Below are 20239 nucleotides of genomic sequence, written 5' to 3' on the forward strand. Positions count from 1 at the left end.
CTGACGCCCGACGCCGACACGTATGGCCCTGGCGGGGCGCTCTCCCGCAAGGCGTGCTCACTTACCGAACGACGCTAGCATCCTTCGTGCCACGCCCCCTGAAGGGCTGGCGCATTCGAATTATAGGACAGCATGGCTGCCCTATCAACCGCGAAGATGCCAGAATTGACGTCCGGGCACAAGCGCCGCGCGCGACAAGACCGACGCGATTTTTCACGCTTCTTGCGAAGCGCGCGCGTCGGGCGCAAGGAACGGTAAGGCGCCCGGGCCTCGCGCGCAACGCCATTGCGCCTGTCGGCCGCAACCTCGCCCCTGCCGGACGGCCGCCGAGGTCTTGCCCACGCCGTATTTCGGGGGTCCGTTGGGGCCGTTGTCACACCCGCTTCGGAGATGCCGATGCCGAGCCCGCCGCCAGCCTCCGCGCCCAACGCTGTTGCGCCTGACGCTGTGGCGCCGAATGCCGGCGCGCTGAACGCGGCTGCGCCGAAAGCGCGCAGGCGCCGGCGGCTCGCATCGGTCGCCGTGCCTGTTCTGGCCGGTTTCAGTGCCCTCGCCAGCCTGCCGGCGCAGGCGCAGGTGTATTTCCGCCCCTATGGCGGGGTCTATGTCGAGCGCTATTACGAGCCGCCGCCGGCCTATTACCCACCGCCGCCCCCGCCCACCTATTATCCGCCGCCGCCGCAGGTCTATGCGCCCCCACCGGCCTATGGCGCGCCGGGGCGTCTGCCGCTTGCTGATGTCACCCCGCTGCTGCGCTCCATGGGCATGACCGGCATCGGCCGGCCGCGCGTCGATGGGCCGACCTATGTCGTCGATGCCACCGCGCGCTCGGGGGCGCGCATGCGCGTGCGTATCGATGCCTATAGTGGCGAGGTGATCGCCATGCACCCGATCGGCCAGGCGCCGGTCGCCGCGCCGGCCGCCCCGCGCGCGCCGTCCGCCCGCCAGGCGATGCCGGCGGTTCCGCCGCTGCCGCCGGAGCGCCCGCCGGAGCTCGCCGCCATTCCCGCGCCGGAACCCTCGGTCGAAGCGCTGGGCGCCGCCGCGCCGCCCGCCGCCGCACCGCCCGCCGCCGCGCCGGAAGGGGCGCCGGCCGTGCCGGCGGAGGCGGCGGCCGCCACGCCCGCGCCGGCCGAATCGTCGGCACCTGCCGCGCCGGCGACCGCAGGCGCGGTGCGGATCATCCCGGGAACTCCCGTCCCGCCCAATGCGATGTCACCAAGCGCGACGCCTCCGGCCGAGCCGGCGAAAGGCGCCGCCGAGGCCAGCGCCGCGCAGACGCCGCCCGCGCCCCCGATGGAGAGCAGCGGCACGGGAACCGGGGTCGGCACTGGCAGCACCACGCCGGCCGGCACGGCTTCCGTCTATGCGCGCGGCGCCCCGGCCAAGCCGGCGCCGGAGCCGGTCGAGGAATAGCCGCCACCGACAGGGGGGCACAGTGCACGCAAAACGACAGAGCGCCCCGGTGGTCCGCCGGGGCGCTCTTTTACGTTCAGATGGGCCGGGAGAGGCGGGGGAGGGGCCCCGCCCGGCCGGGCGCGCCCTCTAAGGCGTGCCCTTCAAGTGCGCTCTATGGCCGAGGCGGGGGCGGTCAACCCACCCGCCTCGGATGAGGCTCACGCCGCCGCGCTGGTCCGCGCCTCGATCACGCGCGGGGCGGTGCTGCCGGCCGAGATCGGGATGGTGCGGGGCTTCATCGCCTCGGGGATTTCGCGCACCAGCTCCACATGCAGCAGCCCATTGGCGAGGCTGGCGCCACGCACTTCGACATGGTCGGCCAGCTGGAAGCGGCGCTCAAAGGCGCGGGCGGCGATGCCCTGATACAGCACGTCGGCGTTCTTGCCGGCCTCGACCTTGCGGTCGCCACGAATGGACAGGCCATTCTCCTTCACCTCGATCGACAGGTCGTCCTCGGTGAAGCCGGCGACGGCGACGGTGATGCGATAGGCGTTCTCGCCCGTGCGCTCGATATTATAGGGGGGATAGGTGGCGCCGGTGTCGACGCTGTTGACCTGATCGAGCAGGGAGAACAGGCGATCAAAGCCGACGGTCGAACGGTGCAGGGGGGTAAGGTCAAACGTACGCATGGCATATCCTCACATTAAGCGACATGCAGGAGGGTCCTCTCGACGGAGCCGGACCCGGTTCACGTACCGCCTTCTGGCCGGTACAAGTTCGAGATAGGAAGGGCTTTTCGGCGCGCAAGGGCCGGCGCGGCAAATCTCCGGCGGCGCCGCAGCGCCCGATGAACAGCGGATGAACGGCAGATGAACGGCCCGCTCGGGCCGCATTCAGTGCCGGGTTCTTAAGGGTTTGGGGTTCGATACTCGCCAGGTCGAGGAGTGGTGTGGGTAATGGCGCGGGCATCGACGGCGCTGATCGTCGCAGTGGGACTGCTGCTCGGAACGCTTCCTCCCGCCCTGCCGGGGGGAATGCAGGCGCTTGCCCAGAACTACCGCGTGCCGCCCGGCCCCTATGCGCCAAGCCCCGGCCCCTACGCTCCCTATGACGCGCCGCCCCCGCGAGCGGGGGCTGGCGGGCCGGTCGACGCCGACGCGGCGGTGCGGATGCTGCGCGGGCGCGGCTTTTCGAACATTTCGGTGATCCGCCGGCGCGGCGCCACCATCCTGCTGGAAGCGAACGGGCCGCGCGGCGAGCGCGTGCAGGTGGTGGTGGACGGCGCGTCCGGCGCCATCAGCGGCATGAAGGTGATCGGCTTTGGCGACAAGCGCTACTGAAGCGGCGCGTTTGCGCGCTACTGAAGCGGCGCCCTAGCGCGCTTGCGCCGTTTTGCGCGCTTGCCGCGCGGGCAGGCTCCGCTATAAGCCGCAGGGGCGAAACCAGCGCGCGGCCACATGCACTCCGATCCCGTTCTCTACAGCACCCGGGACAACCCCGTGCCGGAAGGCGCCGTTTGCGGCGTCGTCACCGCATCCGACGGAATCCGGCTGCGCGTCGCCCGCTGGAAGCCGGAGGGCGGCGGCCTTTATGGCACGGTCTGCGTCTTTCCCGGCCGGACCGAGAAAATCGAGAAATATTTCGAGACGGTGCGCGATCTGCTCGAGCGCGGCTTCGCGGTGGTCGCGCTCGACTGGCGCGGGCAGGGCGGCTCGCAGCGTCTGCTGGCCAACCCGATGAAGGGCCATATCAAGGATTTCGCCGACTACCAGCTGGACCTCGACGCGCTGCTGAGCCAGGCGGTGCTGCCTGACATGCCGGGCCCCTGTTTCGCCCTTGCCCATTCGATGGGCGCCGCGATCCTGCTCGACCATGCGCGACGGGGCGGCACCTCCTTCGATCGCATGTTCCTCGTCGCGCCGATGCTCGACCTTTCGCTGCTCAAGCATGACGTGGCCGCGCGGCGGCTGGCGCGCACGCTGTCCTTTGTCGGCCTGTCGCGGGCCTATGTGCCGACCCGCAAGGTGCGGCCGATGGCCGAGGTGCATTTCGACGGCAACCGCCTGACCTCCGACGCCGCCCGCTTCGCCCGCAACCTCACCATTTCGATGGAGCAGCCCCAGCTCGATGTCGGCCCGCCGACCATTGGCTGGGTGAAGGCTGCCTTCGACCTGATGGAGACGCTGGCCGACCCGGCCGCGGCGCGGGCGATCCGCCAGCCGCTGCTGATGGTGGGCGCCGGCGCCGACAAGATCGTCTCGACGCCGAGCATCGAGCATCTCGGCACCCGGCTCATCGCCGGCGCGCACATCATCATTCCGGGCGCCCGCCACGAATTGCTGCAGGAGCGCGACCTGTTCCGCGAGCCGCTTTTCGCCGCCTTCGACGCCTTCATCCCCGGCAGCGCGGCGGCGTAACGCCCCGGCGGGGCGTGCCTCAGCCCCGGTTGAGCACGCTCAGCACCTCGTCATGCAGCCGGCGGTCGCCGGAAGCGACGACGCGCCCGCTGGTGAGATCCTCGCCGCCTTCCCAATTGGTGACGATGCCGCCGGCGCCGGTGACGATCGGTGAGAGCGGCAGGATGTCGAAATCGTTCAGATTGGTCTCGATGACGAGATCGACATGGCCGGCCGCCAGCATGCAATAGGCGTAGCAGTCGCCGCCATAGCGCGGCAGGCGCACGCGCTTTTCCACCTGCTCATAAAGGGCGCGGTTGCCCTCTTCCATCAGCAGCGGGCTGGTGGTCATCATGACGGCCTCGCCGAGGCTGGCGCAATTGCGGACATTGAGCCGCCGGTCGCCCGCCGGGCCGCGATAGCGCGCCTGCGCGCCGTCGCCGGTGAAGCGCTCGCGGATGAAGGGCTGGTGCATCATGCCATAGACCGGCTGGCCGTGCCGGCACAGGCCGATCAGCGTTCCCCAGGCCGGCATGCCGCTGATGAACGACTTGGTGCCGTCGATCGGGTCGAGCACCCAGACATAGTCGGCATCCATGCCCTCGTCGGGAAATTCCTCGCCGCGCACGCCATGGCTGGGAAAGGTGCGGCGGATGAGGGTGCGCATCGCCTGCTCGGCGGCGCGGTCGGCGGCGGTGACGGGATCGAACACGGCGCCGCGGCTCTTGTCCTCGACCCCCAGCGCGGTGCGGAAGAAGGGGAGGATGGCCTGGCCGGACACGGTGGCGAGCTCGTCGACGAAAATCTCGAAGTCCACCGCACCCATCGGCCTTGTCCCTGTCGCTTGCACATGCGGCGCCTGTCGCCCGCCGCCTCCAGTCCTATCGACAGGCGGCGGGCACGGCAATCGCCCGCGCGAGGGTCGGTGCCGGTACGGCACGGGCGGGCGCTGCGCCGGGTGAGGGGCGTCCCTCAGAAATGCCCCGCGCCCAGCGCATGGCTGCCATTCCGGCACGGTCAAGAAATGGGCAATTCAGCCGTTGCACCCGAGAAGTGAACCTGCCATATTATTGCAGCGCGGTAGAGCGATTGGCGTCGCCTTACCGCCGCCCTTCTTGGGCGTTTCCTCCCTAGACTTGGGCCGCTCCGGCAACGTGAGCGGCCCCTTTCTTTTCTACAGCCTTCTGAAATCACAGCATTAATCGCGCGGTCGCTTTCGGGGTGCCCGGTGGCACAGCCGCGCCGTCGCCCCCGCGTGCCACGTCCCCGACGCTGCGCGCCGGCCCCGTGCCGTTTTTGGCGTCAGGCGCACTGTACGCGCGATTGTCATCATTTGAACGCCTGCGACCAATTGCCAGTTTCGTTTCTTTCGGTTGGCGGTTGTCATCCCGGTGGCGCGAGGTTATTGATATTGCGTTGCGGCGGCGTGATTGGCGTCACGCTGCCGCCGCCCTTCTTGGGCGTTTCCTCCCTAGACTTGGGCCGCTTGCGCGCTGCGTAAGCGGCCTCTTTCTTTTGGGCTCCTGCGCCGCCGCGCGGCAATGCCTTTTGTCGCGCCATGCCGTTCGCCGCACCAAAGCCTTCCCCGCACCAAAGCCTTCCCCGCACCAAGGCTCCGCCGCCGCGTTCCGGCGCCGGCCACCGCCTCCATGCGCGGTGAAAGGGAGGGCCCGTTCCCCTGCCGCGCCTTCCTCAGCTCTCAATCTGTCCTCTAGCCGGGCGTGACCCGGCACCCCATGGCATCGCGCGCCCCGTCTGGATCCCCGGGTCAAGCCCGGGGATCAGGGGTGGCTCTGGGCCGAGCGGGTGGAGGCTGCGGTCGCGGGACAGGGCGGCTGGGGCTGTCGCCGGTCGCGACCGGGGAGGGCAGGGCAGGAGCCGTTTCGCCCCGCCCGGGGATCACGGGCGTCGGGGCCCGGCGTGGCCCGGCGGGAGAGGGGAGATCTGGGAGGGGGCGATGCCGTGGCCGAGCGAGCGCGGAACGGGGAGGCGGCGCGGCTCATCGCCCTATCGTCCAGCCCGCCCAGCGGATTCTCTCTGACGAGGGGGCGCTTGCTGACGAGGGGTGCTTGGGAAAGGCTCTCGGGAAAGAGGTGTTCGTGGACAAGGCCCTCGCGGACAGAAGCGTCGCGGGCGGGAGCTTGGTCGACAAGACCGTCGCGAACAAGGCCGTCGCGGCCGGGGTCTTGAAGCAAGTTCCGCGCGTGCAGGGCCCTCGTGGACAAGGCCGTCGCGAACAAGGCCGTCGCGGCCGGGAGCTTGGTCGACAAGACCGTCGCGAACAAGACCGGGCCTTGAAGCAGGTTCCGCGCGTTCAGATACCCCTCGCGGGCAGGTCCTCGCGGCGACGCCCGTCTCGGCGCGCCCGCTCTTGCGCACGCCGGCTCTTGCGCACGCCGGCTCTTGCGCACGCCTCTGACGGACAAGTCCGCCAACGGAAACGGGCGCTGGCGCGCCGCGACCCCCCGGTCGGCCCACCAACGCCCGCCAGGGCGACCCGCGCTCCTGAAAAAGTACGTCCGTACCGTCGAATGCGGCAATAATGCCACACAGAGCCCGTTACCGTATTTGGTATGCCAGAAACTGCCGGTGGGTGCCTTGATTATTCCGCAATGCACCTACATCTTGCACTCGTACCCAGCGATTGGCGTCGCTGCGTACAGCCCTCCTTGGGCGTTTCCTCCCTAGACTTGGGCCGCTTGCGCGCTGCGTAAGCGGCCTCTTTCTTTTGCGCCGGACGAAGACGCCTGCCGTGGCTTTGCCATCTTGCCAGTCGTCCCGTTGCGGTTCCGTGGACTCTGAGAGAGCCCGCCAGCCTTTTTCGACTGGAAATTCCCTCCGCCTTTCAGGCAGCTTTGACCGATCCATCGGTAGTGGAATTTCGCTCCGGAACCGAGCGTGCAGAATTGGTATAGCTCGCATGTTTAAAATGCAAGGCTCTTGCTGAGGTTTTTTACATCACCCCATCAAAAGTTTACGAACCCCACCCTAAGCCTCTGAAAAACGTCGTTTATTCAGCAGCGGCGCGCAGCGGGGCGAGCTCCAGATGCGGCACTTCGGCCAGCGCCAGCGCCACTTCCAGCAGGTCGTTCTGCACGATTTCGAAATTTTCCGAGGGTTGATATGTCGCTTCGCGCATGTAGAGGGCGCGGTTGATTTCGATCTGCACGGCGTGCATTCCCGAGGCCGGGTTGCCGTAATGCTCGGTGATGAAGCCGCCGGCATAAGGCTTGTTGCGCACCACGCAATAGCCGCGCCGGCGCAGCTCGGCCTCGATCGTATCGGGGATGATCCCGGCGCAGCTCGTGCCGTAACGGTCGCCCAGCACGATGTCGATCCGTGCATCGCGCTGGCAGCCGGACGGCATCGAGTGGCAATCCACCAGTACCGCCACGCCGAAGCTGCGCTGCATCTGCACCATCAACTGGCGCAGCGAGCGATGATAGGGCTTGTAGAGCGATTCGATGCGCGCAATAGCCTCGTCCACCGGAATGCGGCGGCCATAGATCTCCTGCGCCTCGCCGACGATGCGGGCAATCGTGCCGAGCCCGCCGGCCACCCGCATCGAGCGCGTATTGGCATAGGCCGGCAGCCGCCCGTCGAACATGCGCGGGTCGAGCTCATAGGGCTCGCGATTCACGTCGAGATAGCAGCGGGGAAAATGCGCCCGCATGAATCCCATGCCGAAGCGCGTCACCTGCGCGAACAGCTCGTCGACGAAACTGTCCTCGGAGCGGCGCAGCACCGGCAGTTCGAGCCGCGACTGGCTGACGAAGTCGCGGGGATAGACCACGCCGCTATGGGGCGAATTGAACAGGAACGGGGCGCGTAGCGAGGCCGGCTGGACGATCTCGAAGGCGGGGTCGATCTCGTCGGCGATGACGGCCATCATTCCTCAATCCGCTTCCAGCCCCGCCGCGCGCGGGCCTCATCGTGTCTAACATGACGCTCCGCAAGGCGGAATGCGGCGGCGGCGCGAGCGGGGCGGTTTTTGCGAACACGTCCGCGAGAGGCCGCCGGTGCGGGAAGGGGGCCCGTGTTCACGATGTGCTAAGGGGCGCTGGAGTACCCAAGGAGAACGTGCATGCGGCGGGCATGCGCGCGTCGGCCCGTCCGGCGCCGTCCTCGCCGCCTCAAGACAATCAGGATGCCCGGGATGCTCAAGATCCTGCTCGCCGAAGACGACAATGACATGCGCCGCTTTCTGGTGAAGGCGCTGCAGAATGCGGGCTACGAGGTCGTGGACTTCGACAATGGCCGCTCCGCCTATGACCGGCTGCGCGAGGAGCCGTTCGAGCTGCTCCTCACCGACATCGTGATGCCGGAAATGGACGGCATCGAGCTCGCCCGCCGCGCCACCGATCTCGACCCCGATATCAAGGTGATGTTCATCACCGGATTCGCGGCGGTGGCGCTCAATGCCGACAGCCAGGCGCCGAAGGATGCGAAGGTGCTTTCCAAGCCCTTCCATCTGCGCGATCTGGTCAATGAGGTCGGCAAGATGCTGGCGGCCTGACAGCGGCCGGTCGACACGGAAGGGCGGCGTCATCCACAGCCGCCATTCCCCGCTTGCGCGGGCCAAGGGTTCTGGTTATAGGGGAGCCCCGCTCGCAAGAGACCACGGAATGGGCGCGTAGCTCAGCGGGAGAGCACCTCGTTGACATCGAGGGGGTCACAGGTTCAATCCCTGTCGCGCCCACCATTCCATTGCCGGCACGTTTTTCCCACGATACGCCATCCTGCGGCCTCGGGCCTGCGGCGGCGGCTTGAGCCTGCCCGCGCGGGCGCTCCTCCACTCGTCCCTCCTCCTGTGCCGGCCATCACGGCGCCGCCGTCCCCGCGCGCGTGCGGTTCCGAACCGGCCGGTGGGCAGAAATTGCTTCCATTTTGGATCAGCTTTCGCCGCCGCGCCGGCGTGCGTCACCTTGCAGTCATTCCAGATTGGGTAGTATCAAGGAACCGTTACGCTTGACGGAGGGGGCTGTCAGCGGTCGCTGGCCTGTGCGGGCGCCTTCAAGGGCGCCGGCCCGCGGCGATCCAGGCAAGCAACAAAAGCCATCGCTGCAAGATTGGCTGCGGATCCGGTGGGAGACCCCGAGACGGGACGAGAGTCGCCTCGCGTAAGGTAATATGAAACCATAGCCCCGAAAATCGGGGCGGAGGAGCAATCATGAGCTACCTGAATTGGGCCGGCGCGCGCAGCGGATGTGCGGCTCTGGCCATTGCCGTCGCCCTGGCCTGCGGGCCTGTGAGCCTCGCTGGCGCGTGGGCGGCGGATGCCGGCCCCGGCTCGCTGGACACCACCTTCGGCGCCGGCACGTCGGATGGCACGCCGGATGGCGTCGCCAGCACCTCGCTGGGCGATGGCGACGATATCGCCAACGGCATCGCCACCACGGCGGACGGCAAGGTCGTCATCGTCGGCAACCGCAACAATGGCAAGAGCAACGACATCGTCGTGCTGCGCTACGCCAAGGACGGCACGCTCGATGCCGGCTTCGGCAAGGCCAATGACGGCACGCCGGACGGCGTGGTGAACATCTCGCTCGGCGAGGGCAATGATTTCGCCACCGACGTGGCGGTGCAGGCCGATGGCAAGATCGTTGTGGCCGGCTATCACGAGGAAGGCACCAGCACCAACATCGCCGTGCTGCGCCTCAACACCGACGGCACGCTCGACGCCAGCTTCGGCAAGGGCAATGACGGCACGCCGGATGGCATCGTCAACATCTCGCTCGGCGACGGCAACGACATCGCCAATGCGGTGGGCCTGACCGCCGACGGCAAGATCGTCATCGCCGGCACCACCACCGCCAAGGATGGCAGCTCCAACATCGTGGTCGGCCGCCTCAATGCCGACGGCACGGCGGACGCCAAGTTCGGCGTCGATGGCAGCGACGGCACGCCGGACGGCTTCACCGCCGTCTCGCTGGGCGATGGCAATGATGTCGCCGAAGACATCGCGGTCGCCAAGGACGGCACGATCGTCGTCGCCGGCACCCATGGGCCGAAGGGCAATTCCAACATCGCCGTGCTGCGCTTCACCGCCGATGGCGTGCTCGACAAGAGCTTCGGCGTTGCCAATGACGGCACGCCGGACGGCGTCGCCAGCTTCTCGCTGGGCGAGGGCTCGGACGAGGCGAACGCGCTGGCGCTCACCGCCGATGGCAAGATCGTCGTCGCCGGCGATTCCATCGCCAAGGACGGCAGCACCAATGTCGTCATCGCCCGGCTGAACGCCGATGGCTCGCTCGACGAGGCCTTCGGCGTCGCCGAGGACGGCACGCCGAACGGCTTTGTCGCCACCTCGCTCGGCGCCGGCAACGACTATGCGACCGACGTGGTGATGGACAAGAACGGCAACATCGTCGTCGCCGGCTATCACCAGGAAGGCAACAGCACCAACATCGCCGTGCTGCGCTACACCCCCAAGGGCGAGCTCGACGAGGCGTTCGGCACCGCCAATGACGGCACCCCGAACGGCATCGTCAATCTCTCGCTCGGCGAGGGCGACGACACCGCCAGCGGCGTGGTGATGCAGGGCGACACGATGATCGTCGTCGGCGGCGTCACCACTGCCAAGGACGGCAGCAAGAACATCGCCGTCATCCGCCTGCTCGGCCAGTAAGCCGCCGCACGCCCGCCTCTAAAGAGCGCCCCGCCCTTCGCAGGAAGGTGCGGGGCGCTTTCGTTCCGGCCGGCGCTTTCACCGATCAATCAGTCCTCCAGCAGCCCGTTGGCCTCGCACCACCAGCGAAAGGCGTTCGCCGCCTCGGTCCGGTCCTCGGCGATATGGGCGCCCTGCAGCCGGCGGATCATCCCCTCATAGTCGCCCGCGGGGTGCGGGTTCGTCTCGGCGAAGACCTGCGCCTCGTCCAGCGTGCCGATGAGGGCCGCACCGTCAGCGCCCTTGAGGCGCAGCGGCGGGGCAAAGGCGGCCGGGGAGGACAGGGGAGGGGGCGTGACCATGGTTTACCTCGCTGTGGCGGCAGAAAATGGCGCGCATCGCGAGAAAACGGCTCGCGATACCAAAGGTTCCACGCCTGGGCGCCTGCGGCAACCATCCATACGCCGCTTCCAGCAATCGAATGACCTGAACAAATGCCTTCTGAACTATTTGCCGCCCTGCGGGTTATCCCGCCAGCAAATCGTTTTTTCGGGAGGTCAACATGACGAAGACACGAGTGACGAGTTCGGTCGGCGTTGCGGCGCTGGTCGCTGCGGGCCTTGTTTTCGCGGCCGCTCCGGCCAGCGCCACCTCGGCCGGCCCGCGCGACACGCCGCGCATCGGCGACAGCGTCGACCGCAATCAGGTCCGCGAACATGACCGGATCCGCAAGCAGCAGGTCCGCCAGACGCAGGGCCAGTCGAAGGAGCGCGCCTTCTTCGGCCCGCTCTACGAGGGCCGCGATTCGCCCTGGCAGCGCATGAAGCGCGCCTTCGACTGACCATCGAGGCGAGCTGACGATCTGGACGTGCCGATCCCCTTAATGACCTGACTTAAGCGCCCTTTCCGGGCGCTTTTTTTTCAGCTGCAGCCGCTGTCGGCGGGCCGGGGCTCCGGCGCGCCCCAGTCGTTGGACGGCAGATTGGCATAGGGCTCGGCGAAATATTGCCGCACCACCTCGAACCGGCTCGGCACAATGTCCTGTGGCCGGTCATAGGTGAGGATCCAGAAGAAATTATAATTGCTGTCCGGCCAGGTGCGCGGCACACCGCCTTGCACGCCCTTTATCTGGTCGAGGCGCAGCAGCTGGCGCAGCGTCACGTCCTCGCCAGCAAATTCCTGCTCCAGCGCCGCGCTGGCGATGTGGAAATGCTCCCACACCATCACCACCGTCCGGCCGTGCCAGCGCGGGTTTTCCAGCAGGTCGCGCGCCACGTCGCGGTTCACCACGTTCAGCTTGGCATTGAAGTAGCGGTTGTTGCGGATCGGGATATAGCCGATCGGCGGCGCAATGAGCTTCATGTCCCAGGCGCGGGCGATCGGGCGCGCTGTTTCCACCGTGTGCAGGGTCATGGCGAGAATGGCGGCGGGCGGGTCGTTCTTGATCAGGCTCATCGGGCTGGTGGGGCTGAGATATTGCGCCGCCAGCGCCTGCGCCCGCTCCTTGCCGAGGCTGCACAGGGTGAGCGCCGTGTGCTTCTCGCCATGGCGCACGATCACGATGCGGTGCGGCGCGGCCTGCGCCAGCGTCGTGCCGAGCAGGGCCAGCCCTGTGATCGAAGCAAAAAGCCGCAGCCGCCAGATCATCTTTTCCCCCTCTCGCGCGTTGCCCGGCAGAGAATGCCGTGGGTTCTCGCCCATGCCAATCGCGTCGGCGGCAGTTGATAGCGCGCCGGCACGCACGATATCACTGCCACCTTGTATTACCCGCCGGAGTGAACATGCAGCGCCGTCTCGATTCCTTCGCCTTCGTGCCCCGCTCGCCGGAGGCTGCCGCCGCCAGCTTTGGCCATCTCCCGCAATGGGACCTGTCGGACCTCTATCCGGCGATGGATTCGCCGGAGCTTCGGGCGGATCTGGAGGCGGTGGCCGCCCGGTCGGCGCAGTTCGAGGAAGACTATAAGGGCAAGCTCGCCGCCCTTCTCGACGGCGAGGATGCCGGCGGGCAGATGGCCGAGGTCGTCGCCCGCTACGAGTCGATCGAGGATCTGCTCGGCCGGCTCTATTCCTTCGCCGGGCTGATCTATTCCGGCGACACCACCGATCCCGTCCGCGCCAAGTTCTATGGCGATGTGCAGGAGAAGCTCACCGACGCCTCGACCCATCTCCTGTTCTTCACGCTGGAGCTGAACCGGCTCGACGACGCCAAGATGGAAGCCGCGCTCACCGTGCCGGCCTTCGCCCATTACCGGCCGTGGATCGAGGATGTGCGGGCGGAAAAGCCCTACCAGCTGGACGACCGCGTCGAGCAGCTGTTCCATGAGAAGGGCGTCACCGGCCGCGGCGCCTGGAACCGGCTGTTCGACGAAACCATCGCCGGGCTGCGCTTCGATGTCGGCGGCGAGATCCTGCCGCTGGAGCAGACGCTGAACTTCTTCGCCGAGCCGGAGGAGGAGAAGCGCAAGCAGGGCGCCGAGGCGCTGGCCAAGGTGTTCGGCGAGAATCTGCGCCTGTTCACCCTCGTCACCAACACGCTGGCCAAGGACAAGGAAATCTCCGACCGCTGGCGCGGCTTCGAGGACATCGCCGACTCCCGCCACCTCGCCAACCGGGTCGAGCGCGAGGTGGTGGACGCGCTGGTCTCCTCCGTCCACGCCGCCTATCCGCGCCTGGCGCATCGCTACTACAAGCTGAAGGCCAAGTGGTTCGGCAAGGACAAGCTGGAATATTGGGACCGCAACGCGCCGCTGCCGAAGGTGGAGACGCGCCCGATCGGCTGGGAAGAGGCGCGCGACACCGTGCTCGGCGCCTATTCCACCTTCTCGCCGCGCATGGCCGACATCGCCCGCGACTTCTTCGACAAGAGCTGGATCGATGCCGGCGTGCGGCCGGGCAAGGCCACCGGCGCCTTCGCCCACCCCACCGTGCCCTCGGCCCATCCCTATGTGCTGCTCAACTATATGGGCAAGCCGCGCGACGTGATGACGCTCGCCCATGAGCTCGGCCATGGCGTGCACCAGGTGCTGGCGGCGCCGAACGGCGCGCTGATGGCGCCGACTCCGCTCACCCTGGCCGAAACGGCTTCCGTGTTCGGCGAGATGCTGACCTTCCAGCGCCTGCTGGCGGCGGCGCCGGATGCGCGGGCCCGCAAGGCGATGCTGGCCTCGAAGGTCGAGGACATGATCAACACCGTGGTGCGGCAGATCGCCTTCTACACCTTCGAGCGCCGCATCCACACCGAGCGCAAGAATGGCGAGCTGACGGCGGAGAAGATCTGCGCCATCTGGATGGAAGTTCAGTCGGAGAGCCTGGGCGAGGCCATCCATCTCGGGCCGGGTTATGAAAACTACTGGGTCTATATCGGCCACTTCATCCATTCGCCCTTCTATGTCTATGCCTATGCCTTCGGCGATTGCCTGGTGAACTCGCTCTACGCGGTCTATGAGAACGCCAATGAGGGCTTCGCCGAGCGCTATCTCGCCATGCTGGCGGCCGGCGGCACCAAGCATCACTCGGAGCTGCTCAAGCCCTTCGGCCTCGATGCCCGCGACCCCGCCTTCTGGCAGACCGGTCTCGGCCTCATCGAACGAATGATCGCCGAGCTGGAGGCGATGGAAGACGAGGCGTGAGCCTCACCACCGGCACGGCGGCCCGCCGCCGCGCCGGTTCTTACGTTATCCGTGCGGAGGTTTCCGCCGCGCCGGCTCGCCCGACATCCGCACGCCCTGCAGGCTCCAGGAGGGCGGGGCGCCGAAGGTGCGGCGGAAGTCGTGGTTGAAGTGCGACTGGTCGCAGAAGCCGGCTTCATGCGCGGCCTGGGTAAGCAGGCGGCCGCTGGCGACGGCGGCGATGGCGCGCCGCATGCGCCCCCAGGCCCGGTAGCGCCGGTAGGGCACGCCGACCTCGCGGCTGAACAGATGCTGGAAGTGATGCGGCGATAGCCCCACGAGCGCGCAGGCGGCGGCCACATTGCGGGAGGGCGTCGCCGCGTCCTCCAGCAGGGCGAGCACACGGGCGATGCGCTCATCCATCGGCCGGCGGGCGCGGCGGGCGCCGAACCCGATCAGCGCGTCGAGCGCCTCACCGGCCCAGGCGACGCTGCCCGCATCCTCCCACAGCTCCCGCATCAGGGTGAACGCGCCGCCCTCGGCAACCAGCGCGCCCTCCGTCTCGGTGGCGCCGGTGGTCAGCGCGGCCAGCGTGTGCGCGCCCTCCAGCGTCGGCTCGATGTAGAGAACCCCGATCGGCTCGCCGCCAATGTCGAGCTCGTGCACCACCCCGGCCGGGATCATCGCCGTTCGGACCCGGTGCCAGCCGCCGCCCGCCAGCCGCAGGCCGAACCGCCCATAGAGCCCCGCCAGAAACACCGGCGCGCCGTGCTGGTGCGGCGCGTTATAGGTCAGCGGGCCGATGAAGCAGGTGCGTGCCCGGTCCAGATGCCACAGCGGGCCCGGCGCCGCGCCGGGCGGGGCGGGCGCCGCACGTTCATACAATCGCTCCGCCGGCTCCATGGATAGCCTCCTCGACCGTGCGCTCGCGACGCCGCGCGCAGTTGACCATCAAAAAGGTCCGCCGCGAAGCGGGCTTGGAGGAACGCCATGAAAACCGTCCTTTTGCCCGCCGGCCACGGCCGGAGCGGCCTGTTGTCCCGCCGCGCGCTCCTGACCGCCGCCGCCGGGCTGGTCGCCGCGCCGGCGCTGCTGCGCACCCTGCCTGCCGCTGCGGCGGCGCCGGAACTCGGCCCCACGACCCAGACCTTCCAGCGCCTCCGGCTCGGCGCCTTCGAGGTCACCAGCCTGCTCGACGCCAGCGCCATGATCGACGGGCCCTGGCCGATCGTCGGCGAGGACCGCCCCGCCGGCGAGGTCGAGGCGCTGATGCAGGCGAACCTGCTGCCGGAAAAGCGCTTTCGCCCCGGCTTTTCGCCGACCCTGGTCAATACCGGGCGCGAACTCGTGCTGTTCGACACTGGCAATGGCGAGAACGGCTTCATCCCGCCCCCCGCCGGCGGCTTTCTCGCCCGCTCGCTCGCGGCGGCCGGCTATGCGCCCGAGCAGGTGGATATCGTGGTGCTGACCCACGCCCATCCCGACCATGTCGGCGGGCTGATGAGCGGCGGCACGCCGGCCTTTGCCAAGGCGCGCTATGTCATCGGGGCGACGGAGTTCGATTTCTGGAAGAGCGACCGCCCGCTGGCCGCGCCGAAGGAGAGCAATGAATATGGCTCGGCCGTCATGTTCCGCTCGCATGTTCTGCCGCTGGCCGACCGGATGAGCTTCCTCGCCGCCGATGGAGAGGTGGTGCCGGGCATCCGGGCGGTGGCGGCGCATGGCCACACGCCCGGCCATCTCGCCTTCCATGTCGAGAGCGAGGGCAAGCGCCTGCTGGTGTGGGGCGATTGCGCCCATCACGAGGTGGCCTCGCTGGCGCGGCCGGACTGGCACGCTTTGTTCGACCAGGACAAGGCGGCGGGCGTGGCCACCCGGCGGCGGATCTACGACATGGCCGCCACCGACCGCGTCGCCGTCGCCGCCTATCACACCTCCTTCCCCTCGCTCGGCTATGTCGAGCGCCGGGACGAGGGCTATCGCTGGCTGCCGATCACCTACCAGCTCGCCCTGTGAGATGTCGGGCGGAGCGTCGTCCGCCCCGCTTTCGCGCGGAAGCATCGCCCGCGCCTGATCGGTCATCCCGGACGGCCGAAGGCCGATCCGGGATCGCGCGCCTGGGACGGATGAGGTTCCCGGCTCTGCGGTGTCGCCTCCGGGAGGGATGGCGCACGACCCGGCGCTCCACTGGCGAAAAGTTGGGCTGACGAAGTGGCTGCACACGTTCTAAGCTGGCGGCGCGGGCCGCTTGTCCGCGCTTCCAGCCGAGCACGCCCCGATGAACATCGCCGCCCCGCCGCCCGCCCCTGACGCCGGTCAATCCGGCCCAGACGCCTTCGCCTCTGCCCCCTTCGCCCACACACCCTATGACGGCTCGCGCAAGGCGTTCTCCGTCGGCCTCGCCCCGCTCGACCTTGCCGAATGGATCGAGCCCGATGCGAAGCTGGCGGCCACGCTGGCCGAGCGCGCGGCGCTGATCCGCGAGAAGCGCGATGTGGTGGTGCGCGAGGAGGCGGGCACGCGGGAGGCCCAGCGCGAGGTGCTGGAGCTGGTCGTCGCCCATGTGACGACGCGCTATCCCGAGCAGTACCGGCTGGAGGGGCGCCGGATCACCGTGGCCGCCACCGGCCAAAGCTTCGACCTGGACGATGACCGCGAGGCGCCGCTCGTCATCGCCGGCCAGCTGGTCTCCGACGATCTGGTGCTGCTGCGCAAAAGCGAGGGCGGCTATCGCCTCGTCGCCGCCGTGCTGTGCTTTCCCTCCGCCTGGTCGCTGGCGGAAAAGTTCGGCCAGTCGCTGGACCAGCTGCACGAGGCGGTGCCGGGCTATGAGAGCAAGCTCGCCCGGGTGATGAACCGCATCTTCGAGAATCTGAAGGTCGAGCAGCCGGTGTGGCGGGTGAACTGGTCGATCTATCCCGATGACGAGCTGCACCACCCCGAATCGAAGGAGCGCCCGCGCCACTGGTTCGAGGACCCGGCCCATCTCGCCCCGGAAGCCTTCGTGCGGGTGGAACGGCAGACGCTGCGGCGCCTGCCGGAAAGCGGCGACATGCTGTTCACCATCCGCATCCATGTCGACCCGTTCCTCGCCTTCCGCCGTCACCCGGAAGGGGGCGCGCTCGCGGCCTCGCTGCGCGAGCAGATCCTCGGCCTCGACGCCGATCAGCTCGCCTATAAGGGGCTGACCGACCACCGCGACGCGGTGGCCGCCGCGCTGGAGCGGATCGCCGCCGGCTTGTAGACTGGTCCGGCAGGGTGGGGGGAAGGCTGATGGTTTTCTGGTTTCCGTTGATCTTTTGGGCGCTGGCGGTGGTGCTGGCGGTGGTGATGTCGCTGCGGGGGGCGCGGCCGTTCTCGCTCAGCGTGCTGGTCGACGAGCTGCTGCGCACCATCATGCTCCTGCCTGTCGGCCTTCAGGGGCTCTGGGCGTTCACCGGGCATGTGTTCTTCGCCGACCAGACGGCGGCCTCGATCGGCTGGGCGCCGAGCCCGTTCCAGCTCGAGGTCGGCATGGCCAATTTCGGCATCGGCGTCGCCGGGGTGATCGGTGCCTTTCTCGGCTCGCCCGGCTATCGGGCGGCGGTGGGCATCGTGGCGCTCGGCTTTCTCGGCGGCGCCGGCATCGGCCATGTCGTCCAGATCGAGGAGACCGGCAATCTCGCGGCGGGAAATGCCGGGCCGATCTTCTACACCGATTTCATCACCCCGCTGGCCGTGCTCGGCCTGCTGCTGATCCAGCGCGTGCTCGGCCCCGTACCGCAGAGGTGATGGCCCGCACCGGCGTGGAGGGTTGCGCGCTGTCCGGCGTGCCCTAACTGAGGGGCAACATATGAGGTTGCCTTGACCGACCCCGATTCCCCGGACCGCGAAGCCAACCGCCTTTCCGCCCGCGCTTTGCGCTATGCCCGCGTCGGCACCAGCGTCGGCGGGGTCGCCGCCCGCATGGCCGGCACAAAACTGTTCGGCATGAATCAGCAGCAGGGAAATGCAGCCGCGCTCGCCGCCGCTTTGGGCGGGCTGAAGGGGCCGATCATGAAGGTCGCCCAGCTGATGGCGACCATCCCCGACGCGCTGCCGCCGGAATATGCCGCCGAGCTCGCCACGCTGCAGAACCAGGCCCCGCCGATGGGCTGGGCCTTCGTCAAGCGCCGGATGATGGCGGAGCTGGGCCCGGACTGGATGGCGCGCTTCCTCTCCTTCGACAAGGAGCCGGCCGCCGCCGCCTCGCTCGGCCAGGTCCACCGAGCCCGCGCGCTTGATGGCGCCAGCCTGGCGGTCAAGCTGCAATACCCCGACATGCAGTCGGCGGTGGAGGCGGACCTAAAGCAGCTCGGCCTGCTGCTCGCCATTCACCGGCGGATGGAGCCGGCGATCGACACCACCGAGATCGCCGAGGAGATCGGCGAGAGGGTGCGCGAGGAACTCGACTATAAGCGCGAGGCCGCCCATGCCGGGCTCTACGCCGCGATGCTGTCGGAAGAGCCAGCCGTGCGGGTGCCGCGCGTGCATCCCGATCTTTCCACCGGCCGCCTTCTCACCCTCGACTGGCTGGAGGGGCGCCGGCTGCTCGATTTCGTCGACCATTCGCTGGAGGAGCGCAACGCCATCGCCCGCGCGATGTTCGCGGCGTGGTGGCTGCCCTTCTCCCGTTTCGGCGTCATCCATGGCGACCCGCATCTCGGGAACTACACCGTGTTCGAGGCGGCGGGGCAGCCGGCGGGGATCAATTTGCTCGACTATGGCTGCATCCGCATCTTCCCGCCCAGCTTCGTCGGCGGCGTGGTCGATCTCTATCGCGGCCTGCAGCAGGGCGAGGACGCGCGCATCGTCCATGCCTATGAGACCTGGGGCTTTCGCGGCCTCACGAAAGAGCTGATCGAGGTGCTCAACATCTGGGCCCGCTTCATCTATGGCCCGCTGCTCGACGACCGCGTCCGCACCATCGCCGACGGCGTGGCGCCGGGCGAATATGGTCGGCGCGAGGCCTTCACCGTGCATCGCGCGCTGAAAGAGCAGGGCCCGGTGCGGGTGCCGCGCGAATTCGTCTTCATGGACCGCGCCGCGATCGGCCTTGGCGGGGTGTTCTTGCACCTCAAGGCGGAGCTGAACTTCCACGCTCTGTTCGAGGAGGCGATCGCCGATTTCTCCACCGAGACGGTGGCGGCGCGTCAAGGCGCCGCGCTGGTGGAGGCCGGGCTGCGCTGACCTGCCCCGGCGCGCGCCGTTGCCGGAAACGGCGTCTTCCGCTAAAGCGGAGCATCGCGCGCTCATTATTCTTTGGGAGGGGGTCGACATGGCCGATCACGGAGTGACCGAATACGCCAAGGCGGACGGCAACGACTATGCCGAGCACCGCGGCACATATCACTTCTTCACCAAGATGACCCTGGTCAGCACGTTGGCCCTCTGCAGCTTCATGGTGTCCTTCGCCATTGGCGGCGCCAACGGGCACTGGGGCATCTTCACCATCGGCACGCTTGCCTCGATCGCGGCCTGCGCCGTCGGTCTCGCCTCGGAGGATGGCAAGCCCAAGCTGCTGTTCGGCCTGCTTGGCGTTCTGCTGCTTGCCCTGATCATCACGTCCTGAGAGCAGCCATGCGTATCGCTATTGTCAAAGAGAGCTCTGCTTCGGAGCCACGGGTTGCCGCGTCCGCCGACACGGTAAAGCGCTATATCGGTCTTGGTGCGACGGTTGTTGTCGCGTCTGGGGCGGGGGTGGCTTCGGGGATTGGCGATGCTGATTATGAGGGCGCGGGCGCCACTATCGTCGCGGATAATGCGGCGGCGGTTTCGGGGGCGGATATCGTGCTCGGCGTGCGGCGGCCGGAGGCTTCCGCGCTCAAGGGGATCAACCCCGGCGCGCTTGTGATCGCCATCGCCGACCCGCATGGCCATGAGGCGGCGCTTGCCGAGATCGCCGGCACCGGCGCCAGCCTGTTCGCGATGGAGCTGATGCCGCGCATCACAAGGGCGCAGGTGATGGACGTGCTGTCCTCCCAAGCGAACCTTGCCGGCTACCGCGCGGTGATCGACGCTTCCGCCGAGTTCGGCCGGGCCTTCCCGATGATGATGACGGCGGCCGGCACCGTGCCGGCGGCGCGCGTCTTCATCATGGGCGCGGGCGTTGCCGGCCTGCAGGCGATCGCCACGGCGCGGCGCCTCGGCGCGGTGGTCTCGGCCACCGATGTGCGCCCGGCGGCGAAGGAACAGGTCGAATCCCTCGGCGC

General features: G+C 68.3%; 19 protein-coding genes and 1 tRNA gene. 14 read left to right on the top strand and 6 right to left on the bottom strand.

The window, feature by feature from the left end; translation table 11 throughout:
* The first annotated feature begins 396 nt into the window (after positions 1–396).
* Entirely contained in the window at positions 397–1416 is a 1020-nt protein-coding gene (locus tag J2S76_RS21855; protein ID WP_307064054.1) for a hypothetical protein, read from the top strand.
* A gap of 200 nt (positions 1417–1616) precedes the next feature.
* On the opposite strand, the gene J2S76_RS21860 is transcribed toward J2S76_RS21855, so the two are convergent.
* Positions 1617–2087, bottom strand: coding sequence for an Hsp20 family protein (locus J2S76_RS21860; RefSeq protein ID WP_307064056.1), 471 nt, complete (start codon positions 2085–2087; stop codon positions 1617–1619).
* Positions 2088–2354: 267 nt separating this feature from the next.
* Here J2S76_RS21860 and J2S76_RS21865 point away from each other — a divergent pair, with 267 nt between their 5' ends.
* Complete coding sequence (locus tag J2S76_RS21865; RefSeq protein WP_307064058.1) at positions 2355–2738, top strand: hypothetical protein; 384 nt, start codon at positions 2355–2357, stop codon at positions 2736–2738.
* A gap of 117 nt (positions 2739–2855) precedes the next feature.
* Positions 2856–3815, top strand: coding sequence for an alpha/beta fold hydrolase (locus tag J2S76_RS21870; RefSeq protein WP_307064060.1), 960 nt, complete (start codon positions 2856–2858; stop codon positions 3813–3815).
* A 19-nt stretch (positions 3816–3834) separates the two neighbouring features.
* Here the strand turns inward: J2S76_RS21870 and hisN are convergent, their stop codons facing one another.
* Complete coding sequence (gene hisN, locus J2S76_RS21875; protein ID WP_307064061.1) at positions 3835–4620, bottom strand: histidinol-phosphatase; 786 nt, start codon at positions 4618–4620, stop codon at positions 3835–3837.
* Between the two features lie 2184 nt (positions 4621–6804).
* The gene (locus J2S76_RS21880; RefSeq protein WP_370874823.1) at positions 6805–7683 is read right to left on the bottom strand and encodes an N-formylglutamate amidohydrolase; all 879 of its coding nucleotides are present in this window, start codon (positions 7681–7683) and stop codon (positions 6805–6807) included.
* A 267-nt stretch (positions 7684–7950) separates the two neighbouring features.
* Here J2S76_RS21880 and cpdR point away from each other — a divergent pair, with 267 nt between their 5' ends.
* From cpdR to J2S76_RS21895, 3 genes are all read left to right on the top strand, one after another.
* Positions 7951–8310, top strand: coding sequence for a cell cycle two-component system response regulator CpdR (gene cpdR, locus J2S76_RS21885; protein WP_091442056.1), 360 nt, complete (start codon positions 7951–7953; stop codon positions 8308–8310).
* Positions 8311–8421: 111 nt separating this feature from the next.
* A tRNA-Val gene (locus J2S76_RS21890) sits at positions 8422–8496 on the top strand.
* 468 nt (positions 8497–8964) lie between these two features.
* Positions 8965–10422 (top strand): hypothetical protein, encoded by a 1458-nt coding sequence (locus tag J2S76_RS21895; RefSeq protein WP_307064064.1) that lies wholly within the window; start codon positions 8965–8967, stop codon positions 10420–10422.
* An 89-nt stretch (positions 10423–10511) separates the two neighbouring features.
* Here the strand turns inward: J2S76_RS21895 and J2S76_RS21900 are convergent, their stop codons facing one another.
* Positions 10512–10763, bottom strand: a complete 252-nt coding sequence (locus J2S76_RS21900; protein WP_307064066.1) for a hypothetical protein — start codon at positions 10761–10763, stop codon at positions 10512–10514.
* 200 nt (positions 10764–10963) lie between these two features.
* Between J2S76_RS21900 and J2S76_RS21905 the strand changes: the two genes are divergently transcribed.
* Complete coding sequence (locus J2S76_RS21905) at positions 10964–11242, top strand: hypothetical protein (protein ID WP_307064068.1); 279 nt, start codon at positions 10964–10966, stop codon at positions 11240–11242.
* 80 nt (positions 11243–11322) lie between these two features.
* Here the strand turns inward: J2S76_RS21905 and J2S76_RS21910 are convergent, their stop codons facing one another.
* Positions 11323–12048, bottom strand: coding sequence for a histidine phosphatase family protein (locus J2S76_RS21910; protein ID WP_307064070.1), 726 nt, complete (start codon positions 12046–12048; stop codon positions 11323–11325).
* Positions 12049–12182: 134 nt separating this feature from the next.
* Here J2S76_RS21910 and J2S76_RS21915 point away from each other — a divergent pair, with 134 nt between their 5' ends.
* A complete protein-coding gene (locus J2S76_RS21915) occupies positions 12183–14030 on the top strand; it encodes a M3 family oligoendopeptidase (protein WP_307064072.1) in 1848 nt (615 codons plus the stop codon).
* Positions 14031–14075: 45 nt separating this feature from the next.
* Here J2S76_RS21915 and J2S76_RS21920 read toward each other — a convergent pair whose 3' ends face one another.
* Positions 14076–14894 (bottom strand): helix-turn-helix domain-containing protein, encoded by an 819-nt coding sequence (locus J2S76_RS21920; RefSeq protein ID WP_307064075.1) that lies wholly within the window; start codon positions 14892–14894, stop codon positions 14076–14078.
* Positions 14895–14999: 105 nt separating this feature from the next.
* Here J2S76_RS21920 and J2S76_RS21925 point away from each other — a divergent pair, with 105 nt between their 5' ends.
* The 6 genes from J2S76_RS21925 to J2S76_RS21950 form a co-directional block, all read left to right on the top strand.
* On the top strand, positions 15000–16025 hold the full coding sequence (locus J2S76_RS21925; RefSeq protein WP_307064077.1) for an MBL fold metallo-hydrolase: 1026 nt from the start codon (positions 15000–15002) through the stop codon (positions 16023–16025).
* A 262-nt stretch (positions 16026–16287) separates the two neighbouring features.
* A complete protein-coding gene (locus J2S76_RS21930) occupies positions 16288–17253 on the top strand; it encodes a heme-dependent oxidative N-demethylase family protein (protein WP_307064079.1) in 966 nt (321 codons plus the stop codon).
* Between the two features lie 29 nt (positions 17254–17282).
* Positions 17283–17780, top strand: a complete 498-nt coding sequence (locus J2S76_RS21935) for a DUF6790 family protein (protein WP_307064081.1) — start codon at positions 17283–17285, stop codon at positions 17778–17780.
* 72 nt (positions 17781–17852) lie between these two features.
* Positions 17853–19217: an ABC1 kinase family protein gene (locus tag J2S76_RS21940; RefSeq protein WP_307064083.1), complete on the top strand. Its 1365-nt coding sequence runs from the start codon at positions 17853–17855 to the stop codon at positions 19215–19217.
* Positions 19218–19305: 88 nt separating this feature from the next.
* Positions 19306–19599, top strand: a complete 294-nt coding sequence (locus J2S76_RS21945; RefSeq protein ID WP_018387365.1) for an aa3-type cytochrome c oxidase subunit IV — start codon at positions 19306–19308, stop codon at positions 19597–19599.
* An 8-nt stretch (positions 19600–19607) separates the two neighbouring features.
* Positions 19608–20239: Rossmann-fold NAD(P)-binding domain-containing protein (locus J2S76_RS21950; protein ID WP_503128598.1), on the top strand; the 632-nt coding region annotated here is incomplete at its 3' end.

Source organism: Ancylobacter vacuolatus (genome assembly GCF_030813595.1).
GTDB lineage: Bacteria > Pseudomonadota > Alphaproteobacteria > Rhizobiales > Xanthobacteraceae > Ancylobacter > Ancylobacter vacuolatus.

Bases quoted from the DNA above. Each gene is read 5' to 3' on its own strand.
- J2S76_RS21930 (WP_307064079.1), top strand. From the start codon at position 16,288: ATGAACATCGCCGCCCCGCCGCCCGCCCCTGACGCCGGTCAATCCGGC.
- hisN (WP_307064061.1), bottom strand. From the start codon at position 4,620: ATGGGTGCGGTGGACTTCGAGATTTTCGTCGACGAGCTCGCCACCGTG.
- J2S76_RS21925 (WP_307064077.1), top strand. From the start codon at position 15,000: ATGAAAACCGTCCTTTTGCCCGCCGGCCACGGCCGGAGCGGCCTGTTG.
- J2S76_RS21860 (WP_307064056.1), bottom strand. From the start codon at position 2,087: ATGCGTACGTTTGACCTTACCCCCCTGCACCGTTCGACCGTCGGCTTT.
- J2S76_RS21870 (WP_307064060.1), top strand. From the start codon at position 2,856: ATGCACTCCGATCCCGTTCTCTACAGCACCCGGGACAACCCCGTGCCG.
- J2S76_RS21865 (WP_307064058.1), top strand. From the start codon at position 2,355: ATGGCGCGGGCATCGACGGCGCTGATCGTCGCAGTGGGACTGCTGCTC.
- J2S76_RS21900 (WP_307064066.1), bottom strand. From the start codon at position 10,763: ATGGTCACGCCCCCTCCCCTGTCCTCCCCGGCCGCCTTTGCCCCGCCG.
- J2S76_RS21935 (WP_307064081.1), top strand. From the start codon at position 17,283: ATGGTTTTCTGGTTTCCGTTGATCTTTTGGGCGCTGGCGGTGGTGCTG.
- J2S76_RS21910 (WP_307064070.1), bottom strand. From the start codon at position 12,048: ATGATCTGGCGGCTGCGGCTTTTTGCTTCGATCACAGGGCTGGCCCTG.
- J2S76_RS21945 (WP_018387365.1), top strand. From the start codon at position 19,306: ATGGCCGATCACGGAGTGACCGAATACGCCAAGGCGGACGGCAACGAC.
- J2S76_RS21880 (WP_370874823.1), bottom strand. From the start codon at position 7,683: ATGGCCGTCATCGCCGACGAGATCGACCCCGCCTTCGAGATCGTCCAG.
- J2S76_RS21855 (WP_307064054.1), top strand. From the start codon at position 397: ATGCCGAGCCCGCCGCCAGCCTCCGCGCCCAACGCTGTTGCGCCTGAC.
- J2S76_RS21915 (WP_307064072.1), top strand. From the start codon at position 12,183: ATGCAGCGCCGTCTCGATTCCTTCGCCTTCGTGCCCCGCTCGCCGGAG.
- J2S76_RS21895 (WP_307064064.1), top strand. From the start codon at position 8,965: ATGAGCTACCTGAATTGGGCCGGCGCGCGCAGCGGATGTGCGGCTCTG.
- J2S76_RS21905 (WP_307064068.1), top strand. From the start codon at position 10,964: ATGACGAAGACACGAGTGACGAGTTCGGTCGGCGTTGCGGCGCTGGTC.
- cpdR (WP_091442056.1), top strand. From the start codon at position 7,951: ATGCTCAAGATCCTGCTCGCCGAAGACGACAATGACATGCGCCGCTTT.